Raw genomic sequence first — 17927 nt, forward strand, 5'->3', positions numbered from 1 at the left:
GCCCACGGCGGAGCTTGAAAAGTGCGTGCATCAGAAAAAGGACGCCGAAACTTGAAACAGCTTTTCCACGCGCGGCATCTGCCGGCGCGACGGGACGAAGACGATCACGTGGTCGTCCGTTTCAATGACGGTATCGGCATCGGGCAGGATGATTTCGTCGTCGCGAACCAGCGCGCCGATGCTGGCGCCCTTGGGCAGGCTGATCTGACCCACCGGCCGCCCCACTACCTTGGACGTGGACCGGTCGCCGTGCGCGATGGCCTCAAGGGCCTCGGCCACCCCCTGGCGCAGCCGGTGTACGGCGGCCACGTCTCCGCGCCGCACGTGGCGCAGCAGTTCGCTCATCGTGGCTTGCGACGGGGATACGGCGATGTCGATATGGCTGCCCTGCATCAGTTCGCCGTAGGCTTGGCGGTTGATCAGCGCGATCACCTTGCGCGCGCCCAGGCGCTTGGCCAGCAGCGACGACATGATGTTGTCCTCGTCGTCGCTGGTCAGCGCCAGCCAGGTGTCCATGTCTTCGATGTTTTCGCGTTCCAGCAGGGCCTCGTCGGTGCCGCTGCCGTGCAGGACCAGCACACTGTCGGGCAACTGGGTCGCCAGGTATTCGCAACGCTTCAGGTCGCGTTCAATGATGCGAACGCTGTATTTTTCTTCGGCCAGCTGGCGCGCCAGCCGCAAACCGATGTTGCCGCCGCCCGCGATCATGACGCGTCGCACGGCGCGTTCGGCATCACGCAACTGGCGCACGGCGCGGCGCGCATCGCGCGAATCCACCACCAGCACGACTTCGTCGCCCGGGGCGATCACCGTGCCGCTGCCCGCTCGCAGCGGCCGCCCGCCCCGCAGCACGTCAATGACACGCGCTTTCACGTCGGGCCAGACGTCGCGCAACTTGTCCACGGGGGAATGCGCCATCGGGCTGCCATGCCCCACGCGCACGGTCACGACGCTGACCCGCCCTTCGGCAAATTCCACGACCTGTAGGGCTTCGGGGAATTCAATCAGGCTATGCAGGTAGGTAGTGACGCTGCGCTCGGGGCTGATCAGCGCGTCAATGCAAAAGCCCTCTTCGCTCATGAGTTCCGGGTGTTCGGGGAACTCAGCGGAGCGAATACGGGCGATGCGGCGGGGGATATTGAACAGCTGGCGGGCGATCTTGCAGGCCACCATGTTGGCGGCGTCGGAGGCCGCACAGGCGATGAACAGGTCGGTATCGGCCGCGCCGGCGGCTTCCAGCACCGACACCTGCGAGCCGTCGCCATGGACGACGCGCAAGTCGAAATGTTCCTGCAAATACCGAAGCTGCGTGGGATCGGTATCCACCACGGTGATGTCGTTTTGCTCGGACACCAGGTTTTCGGCCACGCTGGTGCCTACGCGACCAGCGCCCATGATCAGGATTTTCATGTGCTGCGCTTGCGCGCCGACTCGATGCCCAATTGCTTGAGCTTGCGATAAAGGTGGGTGCGTTCCAGGCCGGTGCGCTCGGACACACGCGTCATGCTGTGGCTTTCGCGTACCAAGTGATATTCGAAATAGATGCGTTCGAATTCGTCCCGCGCTTCGCGCAGGGGCTGGTCCAGCGAAATGCTGCCCAACTGGCCGTTGGAAGTGACCGGCACTTCGTTGGCCGGCGCCGTCGTCAACACAGGGGGGTCAAGCTCGTCTTCCAGCGCCACGGCCGGGCTGACCGCGGCCGGATGCACGGCGACGGGCGCCGGGTGCGGGGCGCGCCCACGAGCCAGACCCGCCGCCACGGTCTTGAGCAGCCGTTGCAGCGTGATGGGCTTTTCCAGGAAATCCATGGCGCCGATGCGCGTCGCTTCCACTGCCGTGTCGATGGTGGCGTGGCCGCTCATCATGATCACCGGCATATCGAGCAGCCCTTGCGAGCCCCACTCTTTCAGCAAACTTACGCCGTCGGTGTCCGGCATCCAGATGTCCAGCAACACCAGATCAGGACGCATGCGAAGGCGAGCGGCGCGCGCTTGCGCTGCGTTTTCGGCCAGTTCGACCGTGTGTCCTTCGTCGTAAAGGATCTCCGACAAAAGCTCGCGTATACCAACTTCGTCGTCAACCACCAGAATTCTGGCCATAAAGCATCCCACCTATTGCGTAGCCGCATTATCCTTTTCTTGCGCGGTCGCGTCCATAGTGTCTGCCCCGGTGGTCACCGCCAACCGGGTCAACAAGATGGAAATCCGCGCCCCCCCTTCCTTGCGGTTAGCAAGGTCGATACGCCCGCCGTGCTCTTCAACGATCTTGCGCACGATTGCCAATCCTAACCCAGTCCCGTGGGACTTTGTGGTTACGTAGGGCTCGAACGCGCGCTGCATCACCTGCGCCGGAAAGCCCGGCCCCGTGTCCGCAACGGTAAATCTCAGGGCCTGTTGGTCGGCCCGATCCGGCTGCTCGCTGCGCATCAACTGCGTCGTCACGCTGACCCGCCCCTGGCCGCCCGACTCGGCGATGGCGTCACGGGCGTTGGACAGCAGGTTGTGAATGACCTGGCGCAGCTGGGTCGGGTCGCCCTCGATCTCGGGCAGGCCCGGTGCCAGCGACACATCCAGATTCAAGGCCTTGCCCGTCGCGCGGGAAATGCCGCCGTCCGGCTCCCAGCCGTATAGCGACAGCACGTCGGCCACCAGCGCATTGAAGTCGATGCGCTGCATGACGGCCGGCGGCGTGCGCGCGTATTCGCGGAAGTCGTCCACCATCTGCTTGAGCGAAGCCACCTGGTTGACGATGGTATTGGTGGACCGCTGCACAATCTGCGCCTCGGCCGGTTGCAGCTTGCCTTCCAGCTTCATGGCCAGCCGTTCGGCGGACAGCTGGATGGGCGTCAGCGGGTTCTTGATTTCGTGGGCCAGGCGACGCGCGACTTCGCCCCAGGCCACGGTACGGTTGGCGGAAATCACTTCGGTAATGTCGTCGAACACCACCAGATAGCCGTTGCCGCGCCCGTCCACGCGCAGATGGGTGCCGCGCGCCAGCAGCGTCAGGGGCTGGGGCGCGGTGGGCGCATCGGCCTGGGCCGGGCCGATCTCGAACTGCTGCTGCCAGTGCTGGCGCTCGGATCCCACCGCGGCGTGCGTCGAGAACGCCTGGCGCACGATGTTCGCAAATTCCAGCATGCCGTCCACGGTTTCCAATGGCCGGCCGATGACCGAACGCAGGTCGACGCCCAAAATCGTCTGCGCGCCCTGGTTGACCGTCGTCACGCGGAACGACTCATCAAACACCAGCACCCCGGACGACAGGTTCGACAGCACGCTTTCCAGATAGACGTTGGACCGTTCCAACTGCTGACGATTGCTTTCCACCATGCGGCGCGCCTCGTCCAGCTGGCGCGTCATGGCATTGAACGACCGCGTCAGCTGGCCGACTTCGTCGCGCTCCGGGGGTTCAGGTAGCGGCCGGTAATCCCCCACGCCCACCGCCTGCGTGCCGCCGGCCAGACTCAGCAGCGGCCGCACCAGGCGCTTGGATAGGGACAGCGCCACCGCAATAGCGCCAAACGCGGCCAGCAGCAGCGCCAGCGTCAGGGTGATGCCATACAGCTTGCGCAACCCCAGCCGCGACAGGGCCAGTTCCTGATAATCCCGAAAGCCCTGCTGCACCAGATTGGCGTTATGCGCGATCTGTTCCGGCACGGGTTGCAAGAGTTGCAGCCAGCGCGGCTCGGACGTGGCACCCAGCAGATTGTCGTAGCGGTCGGGCCCGGTCAGCGGGATCACGACCCGCAAATGCAGCCCGCCCTCGGCGCCCGGGGTGACGGGATCGTCGGCTTCGGCCGCGGAATAGCCGCGCGACAGGCGCAACTGATTCATGACGGTGGACGGCGGCATCGCCGGCAGCAACTGGCCGTACTGGCTGGTGGAAAACGCCACCATGCGGCCACTGCCCGTGAAGACCATGGCCTCTTGCACGCCGTTGGCCTCGCGCAGACGGGTCAACGCCAGCGTCACGCCGCTATCGGTATTGCGATTCAGTTCGACGGCCATGGACCGCGCGCGCGCGTCCAGGTCGGCCAGCAGCGAGTCCAGGGCGGCGCGGCCCAGGTTCAGGCCGGCTTCCAGGGCGGTATCGACCCGCACGTTGAACCAGGATTCGATCGAGCGGGACATGAACTGCACCGACACGGTGTAGATCAGCGCCCCCGGCACGACGCCAATCAAGGCGAAGGCTAACGAAAAGCGCGCGGTCAACCGCGCGCCAAATTGCCGACGCCGGATCTGACGCGCCAAGCGCACCGTCAGCGCCACCACCCAGATAAACAGCGCCAGCGCGAAAATGCCGTTCAGCACCAGCAACGTATCGTAGTAACGCGCAAAGCGCGACGCATTGCCCGTGGACCACGCCAGCAGGCCCAGCAACGCCAGGCCACTTACGGCCCCCACCATCAGGGCCAGCCGAAGCAATAGCCTCATGAGGGATCTTTCTCCTGGTCGCTCAGCATGAACGAGAACTCCGTCCAGGGCGTGCCTTGCGCCCACGAACTGCTATTTAGCGCATTCACCTGGAACGGCCGGGGCAAGAGCGAGGTGTCCAGGCGCAGCCGCAGCTGCCCGCCGTACAGCACCCCGGCGTCAAAATCGGCGGCATCCGCCACCGACCAGTTGCGGATATGGCGGATGACGCTCATGGCGTCGTCCAGCGAGGCCACCGGAAACGAAAGTTCGCCGACGCCCGCGCGCCACTGCCGCGTCAGCGCGTTATAGACGACCCGCCACGTGCGTGAGGTGTCCACCAGCGACTTGTCGAACCAATACCAGCGCTGTTGCGTCATGGTCAGGTCGGCCGTGAAATACAAGGGGACGCCGCGCTGGGCGGCATCCCGCAACTGCTGGTTCAATTCGAATTCAATGTCGGCATCGATCTCGAGCTTGCCATTGCGTACCGCGGGCTCTACCCGCGTCACCCGGGGCTCGGCGGCATGAACGTCGCCGCCCGGCACGGAACAAAGCAAGGTAGATACCAGCAACAACCCTAGAAATAAACGCGAAATAGTGGACATACGACACCGCAACACCGTCATGCCCCTATTCTTGGTGATTCAGGACTGCTTGGCAAACAAGGCGTAGAAAAAGCCGTCATGTTGCTCGACCGGTGTTGCATCGAGCGCAACTGGCAGCAACTGGCCGGGCGCATCCAGCCGTTGGGCCTCGGGGTGGCGCTGCAGGAATTCAAGCGCCTGGCGCGCCCCTTCGATCGGGAAAACCGAGCACGTCACATAGAGCAGTCGGCCGCCGGGCGCCACGGTCTTCCACAGGGAATCCAGGATCCTGGCCTGCAAGGTGGCGGTGCGCCGCACGTCGTTTTCGCGACGCAACCAGCGGATGTCGGGGTGGCGGCGCACGATGCCCGATGCCGTGCACGGCACGTCGGCCAGCACGGCGTCGAAAGGCTTGCCGTCCCACCAGGCGTCCAGGTCGGCCGCATCGGCCGCCTCCAGGCGCACGCGCTTGCTGGCCAGCCCCAGGCGGTCCAAGTTTTGTTCCACGCGTTCCAGCCGTTCGCCGTCGGCGTCCAGCGCGACCAGATCGATATCGGCCAGTTCCAGCAGGTGCGCGGTCTTGCCGCCCGGCGCCGAGCAGGCGTCCAGCACGCGCATGCCGTCAGTGGGCGCCAGCAGTTCGGCCGCCAACTGCGCACCCGCGTCCTGTACCGACCACCACCCCTCGGCAAAGCCGGGCAACTGTGTCACGGGTTTGGGGCTGCCAAGCACCAGGCCGGCCTGACCGACCGGTTGCGCCTCCAGGCCCGCGTCCTGAAACGCCGTCAGGACCTGTTCGCGGCTGGCGCGGCGGCGGTTCACGCGCAGCGTCAGCGGCGCCGGCACATTGGCCGATTCCAGAATCCGCTGCCAATCCTGCGGATACGCGATGCCCAATTGCTTGACCCACCAACCCGGGTGGTTCCACTGCGCCTCGGGGCTGTCGGCCACCGCAGCGTCAAGCGCCACCCGCTCGCGCAGGAAGCGGCGCAGGCAGGCGTTGAGCATGCCCTTGAACGACGCAAGGCTGCGCGTATTGGACGCCGCCGTCACCGCCTGGTCCACGACCGTGTGGGCCGCATAAACCGGCATGCCCGGCAACTGCGCGGCGGCCTCGCCCTCTTCTTTCAGCAGCGTCAGCGACACCAGCAGCAGCGATTCGAACAACACGCTGGGATAACGCTGAACCAACTCACGGCCCACGGCATCGGCCCAGCCCAGGTATCGCATCGCATGAAAAGATACCGCCTGGGTCGCCGGGCGCAAGGCAACGCTGACATCGGTCAACGCGTCCGTCAGGGAACGGCCGTCCAGCACACTCTCGACCACCCCCGCGCTGGAAAGAAGTACGGAGGAAAGCGGAGGGGCAAGATGGGGGGAGTCGGAACGCGTGGACATGGTGGGGATTCTGAGAATAAGACCGATATGGTAGCCGGACCTGGACGAATGGCGCTGGCCAGATCAAACTGGCCGCTGCCTAGGAGCCCGCTTTATGTCCACCGCCACCTTGCTGTTGTTCATCCTGGCCTCGGCCGTCGCCATCATCACCCCCGGCCCCACCACGCTGCTTGCCATGAGCAACGGCTCGCGCCACGGCGTGCGCGCCGCCAGCTGGGGCATGGCCGGCGCGGTACTGGCCGACTTGATTCTGGTCGGCTCGGTGGCTTCGGGTTTGGGAGTGGTGCTGGCCGCGTCTGAAGTCGCATTCCAGATTATTAAATGGATGGGCGCGGCGTATTTGGCCTATCTGGGCTGGAAGATGCTGCGGTCGGATGCTGCGTTGGTATTGCCGTCTGCAGCTACGGATATAGAGCGACCGGCCGGCTTGGCGCTGGGGATGCGCAGTTTTCTGGTGGCGCTGACCAATCCCAAGGCGCTGTTATTCATGTCTGCGTTCCTGCCGCAGTTTATTGATCCTCAGGCACCGCTATTGGTGCAATACGCGATTGTGGCGGGGGTGCTCGCCACGATTAATGTGCTGACGATGCTGGTATATGCGGCGTTGGGTGCGCAGATGGTGCGGGTGTTCAGAGGCTCGGGGTTACGGTGGCTGAACCGAGTTTGTGGCGGCGTGATGATTGGGCTGGCGGGGATGCTGGCGGTTTATCGGCGGGGGGCGGGGTAGGTTTTGGGGGGGCGGGGGCTGCGGCTAGGATGGACCGCCGAGGCGGCTTGCATGGGGTCGTGCGCGTTGACTGGCGGCCAAGCTTTTCTAAAATGCCTTACGAGTTCCCTCCGATCGGAAGCGGAGTCCTGTCCACGTTGACGTTTTCGCATCCTTGTATTTCTTCACGGCGACGGGCTTGGTACGTACCACGCCATTCACAACGACAAGCTCACGCAAGATCGCACTCGGATGCCGATAAAGCGTCTCATAGTCCTTTCCTGCCTCAAGAACCGCAGTAATCGCATCGCCGAATACCGAGCTATACATAGATACACCGATTGCATTTGGGTGGCCCCACCCGTCGCCACGTGAGTAGATGTCAATAGAGATTCCTGTCGTGACGACGTACTCGGAATAGGACTTTTCACCAATGGCCGGCATGAGCATGCCGATCACTGTATTGCTAATCGCGTTCCTGCCCGCAACCAGAAAGCCCGATACGTCCACCAGAACTGTCAGCCCAGCCAAGGCCTCTAACAACATCGAATAACGCGGCCACTACTCTCTGACGACATTTTCACCGCGCAGAAACGAAATTTTCTACCTACAGTACTCGACCAGTTGACCAATTATTTCTCGAATTTTTTCTTCTTTAAAAAACCTTGGGCCTGCAATACCTGCTCAGTCTCCCGATACCAGTCTCCAAACGTGTCCTGCTTTTCGTGGCTATTCCTGCGCCAACAATACGTATAACATCTACGTGCGTAACGCCAAAAAAAACCGCGCCTGTGCTAGTGCTTCACGGCCAACATGGCTTTGAAAGCACCTTCCTTAGGGGCTTCAAAGAACTCGCTGTTCTCGGGGAAAGATACAAGCGCATTGCTGTCGTCCAAAAATACGGATTCCACATTTAAATTCGCCGTAACAATCTTGTCCGGCGAGGCGGGTAAGGGACTTATTGGCTTCGGTAACGGACTCTTCACCGCACAAACGGTACCCAACAAGGCCGGAGACATGGTTCATCGTGGGATGAACACCGAATATAAAATTTTCGATAATATTGCCGGCCACCAGGGGAATAATACGTCGATACGAGGAACAGTAAATATACTGACGGAAAGGGCTGCTTGTGCGAGTTGCCTTAATGTTGTCGAGCAGCTCAGGGCAAAGTATCCGAATGTCGAAGTAAATATTTTTTGACGATCAAGGAGTTATGCTCCGTCCGCCAAGGAAGACGCAGTGATGGAAGAACGTGTGACCTATGGTGAAATGCGGGCCTGGTTTTTAGGTTGTTATTACGATTATTGCAGGACTAAGATTGGTCATGGGGGTGCGTGGGTCGAGGGCGAAAGCGAAGTGGGCTATGCCTATAGTGAGCTTGAGAACTCGTTTGATATGCCGATTGAAAAATTAATGCTAGAGGTTTTGGCTCTTGTGCTTTCGGCCGGGAGGTCTTCGGAGCATGTCGGAAATTACCACATGCGTATTATCGGAGAACTGCTTTCCGAAATAGATATATCCTCTCTTTTGGATGGTTTGCCATTTGAGGAGGCGACGGAGCTGAGGTCCGATCTTAAATGTTTTGGCTTATATTAGTTGCGAAAATTCGCGTAATTAAACAGATGCGGATGGTGTTTGTTTCGGGGGGTATGTATCAACCCGTGTGTTCTCATGGGGAACTCGGCACCGCAGGTGGTTTTGAGCTTTACGCAATTGCAATGTCTCTGCTTCAGTCTCTGGCGGATTGTCGAGATCACTTTTCGTCCGCGCCTAGCAGGGGCTGCGACTTTTTTCCGGCGCGCGGCTCCAGCGTCGCCTCACAATACGCCTCCTGAAGGTCTTGATTTGGCGCTCGTACTGCTGGCGCATGTCCTGTTGGAGTTGAGTCGGCTGCTTGGGGGCAGGCTCGACCAAGAATTGCAAGGGGCCGGGCCGGCTGCGACCTGACGATCATCGCGGCGGGCAAGGCCGATCAATCCGACATCGTCGTGGCCGGCTCCGACCTGGCCGCGGGCCGCAACATCCTGCAGGACGCACAGGGCGACATCCTGCTTGCTGCCCAGCAGAGTACCGCCAGCCAGAAGACTGACGGCAAGAGCGGCAATGCCAGTGTCCGGGTGGGCTTTTCGATCGGTGGAACCCAGAACGGCGTCAGTCTCAACCTGGCGGCAGGCGGCGATGGCCGGGATACGAAGTGGAACAACACTCATGCCCAGGCCGGCGGCAACCTGACCATGCACTCCGGCGGCGACACGCTCTTGCGCGGCGCGCAAGGCAGCGCCGACTGGATTATGGCGACGGTGGGCGCAAACTTGTTGTCGAAAGCCTGCAGGACATCAGCCACTACGCCGCACGCGACCGCAGCGTGGGCGTGCAGGTAAGCCCGCGCATACCCCCCTGTGCTACGGCGCCAACTCGGTCAGCGGCAACTACGGCCACACCAAGATCAACAGCCAGTACGCCAGCGTCACGGAACAGACGGGCCTGTGGGCAGGCGACGGCGGCTTCCAGATTGATGTGGCGAAGAATACGGGCCTATTCGGTGGCGTCATTGCCGGCAGTGACAAGGCGGTCGTCGATGGCAAGAACGTCCTGGCCGCCAGCGCCCTGACAGCCGCGACGCCAAAAGCCGCGCCAGCTACGAAGGGCAATCCGTTCAGTTGGGCGGGGGGCGTGAGCTTTGGCGGCGGCAAGGATGGCGGCAAAAGCGGCGGGAAGGACGCTGGCAGGGACCAGAGCAATATCGGCGCCGACGGCAAGGGCGAGGTCGCAGGCGGAAGCAAGGCGACGCCGAACTCGACCGCCTCGTCGCGAATGACGACCGTTCCGCCGCTGATACCGCTGAGCGGGGTGGAGTTGGACTGGCCGCTGGCAACCATGACGACGGGCACGCCCATGCTGATGCCGTTAGCGCTGGGCAGCTTCGAGTTCGGCGTCGCCTTGCTTCCGCCTGCAGTAGCAAAGGCGCCTGCGCCTTTTGCACTAGCTAATTACCGGGTGTGGCCCATACTCCACTGTATAACTGCCCTCTAGTTCTTGTTGTATTGATTTAGCCAGCTTTACTCCCTCGACTGCGTGCTGAATTTCTGCCTTACGCGAGGAAAAACGAGAGTCGGGTGGATATCACTGTTGATGTTGCCTGATACCTACTGTCCCACTCATTAATTCGAGCTTTCAGCCCTTGAGAAAGGGGCAAATCATCAACATCAACGTGCCCCATTTTATCTGGCTCTTGACAAAATAACGGTCCCGCCAAATATTCGCTCATTAGTCTTAATCTGATCATGGCAATGGCTTCCAGGTGCCGACAAATTTAGCTCGAACCACGAAGCCGTTTAAGCCAAAGCCAAGCGATATACCTCACTCGTGTAGCCTGCCACCCCGGACCGCAATGCCGCCCCCCATTCCTGATTTTATGCTGCGGTTTAGCACTTGCACACTCAATTACATGCACTGGATACGAGACAAACTACTGGCAGTAGTTAATTACTTGGTTAATTACTTCCCGAACTTGCTCTTTTTTTAAAAAAACCTCTTGGACGTGCAATACCTGCTCGCTCTCCCAGTACCAGCTTCCAAACATGTCCTGTTTTTTGGAGTGTATTCTTGCGCCAACAATGCGTACAAAATCTCCGTACGTGACACAAAAAAAATAGAAACCCGCATCTGTGCTGGTAGGGGTCGCTGCGAGATAGATGTAGGACGACTCGAATTCCTCTGGCACTTCGGCGTTTGCATCCACCAACTCGGGCGAGATCATGGCCAACATGGCTTTGAAGGCATCTTCCTTAGGAGCTTCAAAGAGCTCGCTGTTCTCGGGGAAAGATACGAGGGAGTTCCCATCGTCCAAAAATACGGACTCCACATTTAAAGTAGCTGTGACGATCTTATCCGGGAACATTTCGCCATCTATAAAATAATGAAATAGCCCATTTTTAAAACCGTGCCCGCTCCATTCAGGTATATGTTCAACTAGCACTGCAAACTTGTATGGATCGCCAAATATCATAATTATCTCCATTTTCCTGGCAGGCCAAATTTACGCTCCACATCAGCGGGAATAATAGATTTCGCGAGTGGATTGAATTTATCTGCGGTGCTGCCGGACCAATGCCAAGAGCCGTCATTACCAAAGGAAAATCTATGCACCCCGCCCTTTCCATCTAGGGAGTAACGATGTTTACCGCCCGGCGAAGGCAAAATGGAGACTCCAAACAATGCAATCGAATCTCGAGGGTCCACGCCCGCGTTTAGTCTATTCCCTTCCTGCCCCGGCGTATGTTTCGGGTCTGACTTGTATACCAGACCGTTAGAGGCAAGCGCAGGCTCGGGCACAGGAATTGGGCTCCCCTTACCCTTACCTTGATTCGCGGCCAAACTATTCGCCGCTCCCTTCCCCGGCCGCACGGCCAACGCCCCACCGCCACCACCACCGTCACTATCTAGCGCCGATAACCCCCTAACCGCCGCAAACACCACCGGTGACGACATCATCGCCTCGACGACGAACCGATCTGCCTCGCTCGTGTAGTCTGGCGTCCCCGACTGAAAACGAACCAAAGAGTCTTTCAGCGTCAAACGATCATAGAGACCCTTATTGCGCGCATCCAGCAAATCCATGCCCGCTATCAGCGGATCCTTCAATCTGCCGATAGCCGTTGCCAGCCCCGCCGTATAGGCGTCCCGCTCGGCCAGCCTGTTTTGAATGCAGATCCCAACTCCCCCGCAGGCGGGAAGCTCTCGCTCATCAATAACCCGAATCCAGCCCTCAAAGTGGCCCGCAGCGGTCTGGCATGACCGTTCTCCCACGCAGTCCGCCAAGGCCTTCACCTTCTCGTCGAACCTCGCCGAATGAACCTGCGTGTGATCCCGAAGCGTATTGTTTTCCGCTTCGAGACGAGCAGCATTCGCAATCGTCGCCGCTTGTTCCGGCGATAACGCGCCCGCAATGCCCGCGATGATCGAAACCAACTGGTTGGCGCGTTGGTCCTTATCCTCGGCACCGAGCATCTCCGAGTCTTTGCCCGAGATCTTTTGCAGGAGGCTGCTGACCACGATGCTGGCCGAGGCACCTACCGCGCCGGCTGCGCAGTTCGCACCCTGAGCAGCTGCGCCCGAGCAGGCAAGCACTGCATGCAGCGCGATATGCCCGGGGGAACCTTCCCCGCCCACACTGCCCGAAAGCTCCTTGATCTTCGACGCGCCCAGACCTTGCAGATAGTTCACGGCTGCCGATTGAACAAACTGAGTCGCTCCCCCGGTGACGTTGCCACCCGCAGCCGCGCCTATTGCCGTAGCGATCAAACGATACTGGCCATTGGGCGCCCATTTAGCGGCTTCGGCATGTTGCGCAGCAAGCTGCCTTTTGCGCGGACCCTCAGGCTCAGCATCCATCTCCTTCTTCAGCGCATCAGCCTCCTTCGCCCGATTCGTCAAAAACTGACCAACCTGCCGCTGGGCCTCCGACGCAATCTCAAACCCCGCCTCGATCTTCTCCTTGTCAAAGATCGGCTTCAGCGCATTCAACGTATTCGTCGTATCCCGGTTCAGCGCGGCGATCGTTTCTGTTGCCGTCATCCCGGTAAGGTCTTGCTGCGCGGCTTCATTTCGGATCACGATCGTGCCGCCGCTGATCGCGCTCTTCGTAGTCGAGCTGCTGTTGCCGCTGGCCGCCGCCACCACCGGCGTGCCCATGCCAAAGCCGCTGCTGCCAGTCGAGACCGACGTGCCGTGATCCTTCGTCGCGCCGCCAGCCACCTGGCCGCCCTTGGTTGTGCCCAGGCCCGAGTCGCTCGCCTTGGCATTGCCGCCAAATCCGAAACCTCCCCCGATCGACACCTGGCTGCCGCTGTACTTGGCGGTGTTCTTGATGTCTTCCGTAACCAGCGTCCCCGTCGTCAACTTGTTCAGGCCGTCAGCCACCGCGCGGTCGCTGCTGGCGATGACGCTGCCTACCAACTTGGTGTTGTTCTCGACATCAATCTGGTAGCCGCCGTCACCCGCCCACAAACCCGTCTGTTCCGTGACGGACTTGAAGTCGCTGTTCATCTTGCCGGTGCTGGCGTTGGCTGAGACGCTGCTCGAGCCCACGCAATACGGCGGGATACAAAGGCTCAGCCCAAAGCCCGCACTCTTGTTCTTGGAGTCGTACTTGCCGCTGCCCTGCAAGCTCTCCAGCAGCAGGTTGCCGCCCGCCGACGCGATGATCTGATCAGCGCGGCCCGCCGCGCCCTTTAGCGTGGTGTCGCCGCCAGACTGCATCGCCAGCACATTACCCGCCGTGATATTGCTGTTGGTCCAGCTTTCGTCGCGGCCGTTGGCCTTTCCGCGTCCGACCGAGGCGCCCAGTTCAAGGGTGAAGCCATTCTGCGAGCCACCGGTGGAGTAGCCGATGCTGGCGCTACGAGACTCACTCCGTCTCTTCGAGCCGTACCCTTAATATTTTTGCGCGCTATCGTAAAGCCTGATACGTTCATCAGAGATGTCAAGGCGGTCAAAATCTCTGACGAAATTTTCTACCCCCTCTCTGACAATATTTCCACAATGCAGTAGCTGAAATTTCTTGAATAAAAGCCAGTGCATCAAGACGCTCACCGCATTGCGGGTAAGGGACTCCATTCATCTCATCCAACAATTCTGGATAAAGTTGCTCAAGCTCTGCTTTTTGACCTGGCGAGAAAAGAGTTTCATACGCCTACAGCTCATTCCTTCGGTCATCAGGAGATAGTGCAATACCGCCATCGAAGCCGAACCGTTCCTCTATCCAATTTGCTCTTCGACCGCCTTTAGAGATAAACAGTCGATAGATAAGCAATAAATTCTGATTGAACATAGATCCATTTCCTGAAAATAAGGTACCAGACTATGTTTTCCGGCATAACCTCACTGAAATTGCAGTCTGACGCCTTATTTTCTACGGTTAACCCTCGCTCCCATCGACTATCCGCCAACGTCCACTTGACAGAGGTGCTTACGACGCGAATATGAGGTGAGCAGATTTTCACTGGGTCAATACACAACGACCAAGCCGAGCAACGAAAAACGACACTTGCAGTAAGCAGATGAAACAACACAAACCCTGAGCCAGGGTTCAGTAAAGCCTATACAGAACAACTATTCATAAACTTTCGATGCACATAATATCTTCGCAAAAGTTCGCCAGCTAGGGCTAACAACGTCACTATCTCCAGAGTTTTTTGCATACATATCTATAGACCTAATCCAGATTTCCATTGCAGCTAAAAAACTCTCTAAGCTAGGATTTTCCCAGTCATCGGGATTAAGCACCAACCCTTCTCTAAACTCCCTAATAAAATCCGCAAGATCCTCTTTTGTGTGTATATCCCTAACTCGATCAAATTTCATATGCCCCTCACTTACAAACGCCTCGAATACAAATAATCGCACCGTTATTGGGCGTAGTCATTTTCCATCCTTCCTTCGCAACCTCTGCAGGGGTAGCTGGAACAATTTTTATTGGCACACCCGCTTCCGACGCAGCAAGCAAACGTCTATTATCCAAACTGCAGACCATTCCGTCTTTCTCAAATACTCGGATAGGAAGCAAGTCATCTGCAGAGATTTTCCCTGACTTCAACCCGTCAATTGTCGACTGAAGAGTTTGGTCATCTTTGAATGTATTCGACACACTGTCCTGCGTGAACCGAATATCTTTCGGGTTAGCATAACCAGTCAAGTTATCTGGCAAAACAGAGGGCAAGTTTTGACCCGTGGCGCCAATTCCTTTCGCCCCAACTATCTCGGCCTTCCCCCCCCACCTTCCCAACATCAAGCGCCTTTTCCGCCATCGCGAACGCATGAACCGATTGGCCACCCTTTTTCAGCATCCCGCCGATCACCGGCACCAATCCGATCGCGGCGAAGTATCGGTTTGCATCGTCGCCTGTCGCAGTTTTGCCCGTCAAAAGCTCGTACAGCGCACTCGCATTGGACACCCCCGGCGCCAGATCTAACACCGATTGCGCGAGCATGTCCGTCTTTTCTTTGCTCAGCTTTGGGTAGTGGCCTAGTGTCAGCGCAACGTCGTACGCTGCCGCCATCTTGTCTGCCCGAGCGAACTCCGCGGACAAACATGCATCGTCACCGCCGCAAGAAGCAATCGCCGAAGTGGTGATATCCGCCTTCATCCGCGCAACCTTGTCGCGGTTCTGATACTGGCTGTTGTGCTCCGCCTCGATGCGCGCCGCGATTTCCGCCGGCACTGCCGCACTCGGATCAATCGACGCAGCAATCCCTGCGACGATGCTGCTGATCAGGTTGACTCGCGCTTGCGCCTCTTCAGGTGACAAATCCTTGGCGTTGGCTCCATCCATGCTCTCCAGCAGCTTGCTCAGCACAACCCCAGAAAACGCGCCCGCACCGCCGGCACCACACGATGCGCCTTGCGCAGCAGCCCCCGCGCAACCCAATACCGCATGCAGCGCTGCGTGCCCGACGGAACCCTCGCCGCCCAGCGCACCACTCAACTCCTTGATCTTCGCTGCGCCCAGGGTCTGCAGGTAATTGACGGCTGCAGCTTGGATGAACTGGCTGCTGCTCCCGGTCACGTTGCCGCTGACCGCGCCCAAAATGATCGTGGCCCATTGGCTAGACGTCCCTTGACTGCCCCATTTGCTTTCCAGGTCAGCATATTCTTGGGCGGCTTTAGCTCGGTCAGCGTACGAAAGCGACTTATCTTCCGAACGCTCCCTAGCGCCTTGAATTTCCTTGCCCCGATTCACCAAAAACTGCCCCACCTGCCGGCCAGCTTCCCCCACGATCTCGCGAAATAAGGTGTCAGACTACGTTTTTCGGCATGACCGCCCTGAAATTGCAGTCTGACACCTTATTTTCGACGAGCCATCGATCAGTGATTGCCTGGACCTGCTCAAGGTTGCCGAACAGATGTGCATTGGCTTTAAATTTCGATTTAACAATCTTAAAAATCGCAATATCCATCCTATCAATCTTTCACATAATATTTGGTTAGATAGAAACCCAAAATTTGCTAACAGCACTTCATCAAAAAACTCCAGCCCTCCACAGCGTAACCATCCGTCCGCTAACTCGCCTAACACATGATATGAATAGTCTATGCCTTGTCGAGTTATCGAGGGTTCTTGATTGGAAGAAATCTCTCGAACGATATATTCATCAAAGACCATGGGTAGCAATGCTGCTTTATAAGCCCCCCGACTTCCAGAGGAAATGGTAGGTAGCTCGCGAAACACGTCAACCCATGACCAGTGACGACAACTGAGACCTCCTCCTCAATATCTGGACACATCGAGTCGACAATAGCGGAATAAATCATGGGACTGGCCTTGTAATTTATCAATTGCGTACCACACAGCTACGGGGCCTAGATGTTCTAGCGCTCCTGCGCCTTTTGCACCATCAAACCCTTAAGTGAGTCTGGTGTGCAGCCTAGCTACCTCTCCATAAATCGCAGCACCTCTACGGGGTTTCTCTCAGCAATTCCCACATAATGGTTATAATCATTAACTAGCAACGGATACCCCATTACATGGCTAATCTTAAATGCATTAAAAAGAACTTTGTAGTCTGATCGTGACTGTGTGATGCAAAGTTCCCAATCTGGTGAAACCCTAGCATCAACCAAGTGAAATAAGCTGCTCGGAACCCAGAAAGGTGGTTGTTCTGGAGCTCGCACCAAAAAATCCACCCTATCAAAAATAAACAGCAAGGCATACACCACGTAACTCTCCCCAACACTCAAAGGAGAATAATTAGTTTGATCCACCTCGCCTAAATAGCGCTCGGCCGAGGGGATAGCGCTACCCAGATTTGATTTGCAAATAGCAAGCATATATTCACTCACTTAAACTTATAGCCTGCGAATCCATTGGCCCTACCGACGACCACCACGTACCTCGCCCCGATAGACGCTGCGTCCTCTTTCATCGTTGGAGGCCTGACTGTGGCGGCCTCCGCAGGGCGGGCTTTAACAGTTGCTTTGACGCCCGCAGCGTCCATAGCATTTGGGAGCTCGCTATTCAACGCCTTGCATACCGCTTCGGCGGCGTACGAGGCAGATTCGAGATCACCTAAAAATGATCATTAACGTAGCGATCAAATCCAACCGTTCGGGCTGGGGAAACCGTTTTCTGGAATTTATTACCTTACAGTAGAAAGCCTGCATTAAAATTCATGCAAAGCATCAAGGTACGTTTGCGTCTGTTCAAAAAAGAGCAGGTGGATATTTTTTCTACCAACCCACTGCATTCCCCTGCATAGACACTTAGATACTGACGAATGATTGAGGTGCTAGAGCGACAACCTTCCAATTCATCTTGAAGGCTTTCCGATATTTCCATGGCGCTCACTTCATCCTTACTGATTGGATATGCCCAACCTGCCTGCCATAGCGCTATAAATAACTTCTAAACCGCCATTCTTAAACCACGTAGTCTGACTACCTTAAATTTTACTTTTACCAACCTTCTAGGCTAGGTTATCCAGAGTTTTGCCCCCCCTACACTCGACATAAGAAAACAGATTTATTAAGTCCACCTTGCACCCGGAATACCCCCCCACCAAAAACCCCCCGCTCTTGTGTGGGCCGGCACTAGATCGACGCCATTGAAAATCAGCCGGATAGATGATCCATGCCATCAAGCACTGAACCAAGCGCCTGAAGCAAATTCGTTGCAAATTCTAAATTCACGCCAATTCGCGTGTCAAATTCAAACACATCTATCCCATTACATATTTCATTTAAAGCAGCATGCAAGACGACGATCTCGTCTCGGCTAAGGCCAACATTCGCTAAATTACGCGAAGAACTGATCATTTCCATAA

At 57.9% G+C, this 17927-nt stretch carries 18 protein-coding genes; 5 read left to right on the forward strand and 13 right to left on the reverse strand.

Annotated features, from left to right (window positions below):
- Nucleotides 1-30: 30 nt before the first annotated feature.
- Genes trkA through rsmB form a run of 5 tightly spaced genes read right to left on the reverse strand, consistent with a single transcriptional unit; the run spans nucleotide 31 to nucleotide 6397 of the window.
- On the reverse strand, nucleotides 31-1410 hold the full coding sequence (trkA, locus tag DVB37_RS26225) for a Trk system potassium transporter TrkA (protein ID WP_046803152.1): 1380 nt from the start codon (nucleotides 1408-1410) through the stop codon (nucleotides 31-33).
- Entirely contained in the window at nucleotides 1407-2099 is a 693-nt protein-coding gene (locus DVB37_RS26230) for a response regulator (RefSeq protein ID WP_046803151.1), read from the reverse strand. The genes trkA and DVB37_RS26230 overlap by 4 nt, the downstream gene beginning before the upstream one ends.
- 12 nt (nucleotides 2100-2111) lie before the next feature.
- The gene (locus DVB37_RS26235; protein ID WP_120157185.1) at nucleotides 2112-4433 is read right to left on the reverse strand and encodes an ATP-binding protein; all 2322 of its coding nucleotides are present in this window, start codon (nucleotides 4431-4433) and stop codon (nucleotides 2112-2114) included.
- Nucleotides 4430-5041, reverse strand: a complete 612-nt coding sequence (locus tag DVB37_RS26240) for a DUF4390 domain-containing protein (RefSeq protein WP_046803149.1) — start codon at nucleotides 5039-5041, stop codon at nucleotides 4430-4432. Before DVB37_RS26240 ends, DVB37_RS26235 begins: the two co-directional genes overlap by 4 nt.
- 18 nt (nucleotides 5042-5059) lie before the next feature.
- On the reverse strand, nucleotides 5060-6397 hold the full coding sequence (gene rsmB, locus DVB37_RS26245) for a 16S rRNA (cytosine(967)-C(5))-methyltransferase RsmB (protein ID WP_120157186.1): 1338 nt from the start codon (nucleotides 6395-6397) through the stop codon (nucleotides 5060-5062).
- Between the two features lie 94 nt (nucleotides 6398-6491).
- Between rsmB and DVB37_RS26250 the strand changes: the two genes are divergently transcribed.
- Nucleotides 6492-7124, forward strand: a complete 633-nt coding sequence (locus DVB37_RS26250; protein WP_120157187.1) for a LysE family translocator — start codon at nucleotides 6492-6494, stop codon at nucleotides 7122-7124.
- 87 nt (nucleotides 7125-7211) lie between these two features.
- Here the strand turns inward: DVB37_RS26250 and DVB37_RS26255 are convergent, their stop codons facing one another.
- Nucleotides 7212-7649, reverse strand: coding sequence for a hypothetical protein (locus DVB37_RS26255; RefSeq protein ID WP_120157188.1), 438 nt, complete (start codon nucleotides 7647-7649; stop codon nucleotides 7212-7214).
- A 267-nt stretch (nucleotides 7650-7916) separates the two neighbouring features.
- Here DVB37_RS26255 and DVB37_RS26260 point away from each other — a divergent pair, with 267 nt between their 5' ends.
- The 4 genes from DVB37_RS26260 to DVB37_RS26280 all read left to right on the forward strand — a co-directional run bounded on the left by DVB37_RS26260 (nucleotide 7917) and on the right by DVB37_RS26280 (nucleotide 10139).
- A complete protein-coding gene (locus DVB37_RS26260; protein WP_120157189.1) occupies nucleotides 7917-8306 on the forward strand; it encodes a deaminase domain-containing protein in 390 nt (129 codons plus the stop codon).
- Between the two features lie 42 nt (nucleotides 8307-8348).
- On the forward strand, nucleotides 8349-8702 hold the full coding sequence (gene imm2 / locus DVB37_RS26265; protein WP_120157190.1) for an Imm2 family immunity protein: 354 nt from the start codon (nucleotides 8349-8351) through the stop codon (nucleotides 8700-8702).
- 392 nt (nucleotides 8703-9094) lie between these two features.
- Complete coding sequence (locus tag DVB37_RS26275) at nucleotides 9095-9487, forward strand: hemagglutinin repeat-containing protein (protein WP_240434008.1); 393 nt, start codon at nucleotides 9095-9097, stop codon at nucleotides 9485-9487.
- A 136-nt stretch (nucleotides 9488-9623) separates the two neighbouring features.
- Nucleotides 9624-10139: a hypothetical protein gene (locus DVB37_RS26280; protein ID WP_120157191.1), complete on the forward strand. Its 516-nt coding sequence runs from the start codon at nucleotides 9624-9626 to the stop codon at nucleotides 10137-10139.
- A 436-nt stretch (nucleotides 10140-10575) separates the two neighbouring features.
- On the opposite strand, the gene DVB37_RS26285 is transcribed toward DVB37_RS26280, so the two are convergent.
- From DVB37_RS26285 to DVB37_RS26310, 7 genes are all read right to left on the reverse strand, one after another.
- Nucleotides 10576-11115: an immunity 42 family protein gene (locus tag DVB37_RS26285; protein WP_120157192.1), complete on the reverse strand. Its 540-nt coding sequence runs from the start codon at nucleotides 11113-11115 to the stop codon at nucleotides 10576-10578.
- Between the two features lie 2 nt (nucleotides 11116-11117).
- Nucleotides 11118-13499 carry a hemagglutinin repeat-containing protein gene (locus tag DVB37_RS26290; protein ID WP_120157193.1) on the reverse strand — a complete coding sequence of 794 codons (2382 nt, stop codon included), beginning with the start codon at nucleotides 13497-13499 and terminating at the stop codon, nucleotides 11118-11120.
- A gap of 42 nt (nucleotides 13500-13541) precedes the next feature.
- Nucleotides 13542-13724: a hypothetical protein gene (locus DVB37_RS26295; RefSeq protein ID WP_120157194.1), complete on the reverse strand. Its 183-nt coding sequence runs from the start codon at nucleotides 13722-13724 to the stop codon at nucleotides 13542-13544.
- Between the two features lie 754 nt (nucleotides 13725-14478).
- Nucleotides 14479-14826: a hypothetical protein gene (locus tag DVB37_RS28495; RefSeq protein ID WP_162941288.1), complete on the reverse strand. Its 348-nt coding sequence runs from the start codon at nucleotides 14824-14826 to the stop codon at nucleotides 14479-14481.
- Nucleotides 14804-15847 (reverse strand): pre-toxin TG domain-containing protein, encoded by a 1044-nt coding sequence (locus DVB37_RS26305; protein ID WP_240434009.1) that lies wholly within the window; start codon nucleotides 15845-15847, stop codon nucleotides 14804-14806. Before DVB37_RS26305 ends, DVB37_RS28495 begins: the two co-directional genes overlap by 23 nt.
- 689 nt (nucleotides 15848-16536) lie before the next feature.
- Nucleotides 16537-16947 carry a hypothetical protein gene (locus DVB37_RS28500; RefSeq protein WP_162941289.1) on the reverse strand — a complete coding sequence of 137 codons (411 nt, stop codon included), beginning with the start codon at nucleotides 16945-16947 and terminating at the stop codon, nucleotides 16537-16539.
- A 768-nt stretch (nucleotides 16948-17715) separates the two neighbouring features.
- Nucleotides 17716-17925, reverse strand: coding sequence for a hypothetical protein (locus DVB37_RS26310; protein ID WP_120157196.1), 210 nt, complete (start codon nucleotides 17923-17925; stop codon nucleotides 17716-17718).
- Between the last annotated feature and the right edge of the window lie 2 nt (nucleotides 17926-17927).

The sequence above is a fragment of the Achromobacter sp. B7 genome, from assembly GCF_003600685.1.
In the GTDB taxonomy this organism is placed as follows: Bacteria; Pseudomonadota; Gammaproteobacteria; order Burkholderiales; family Burkholderiaceae_B; genus Achromobacter; species Achromobacter spanius_B.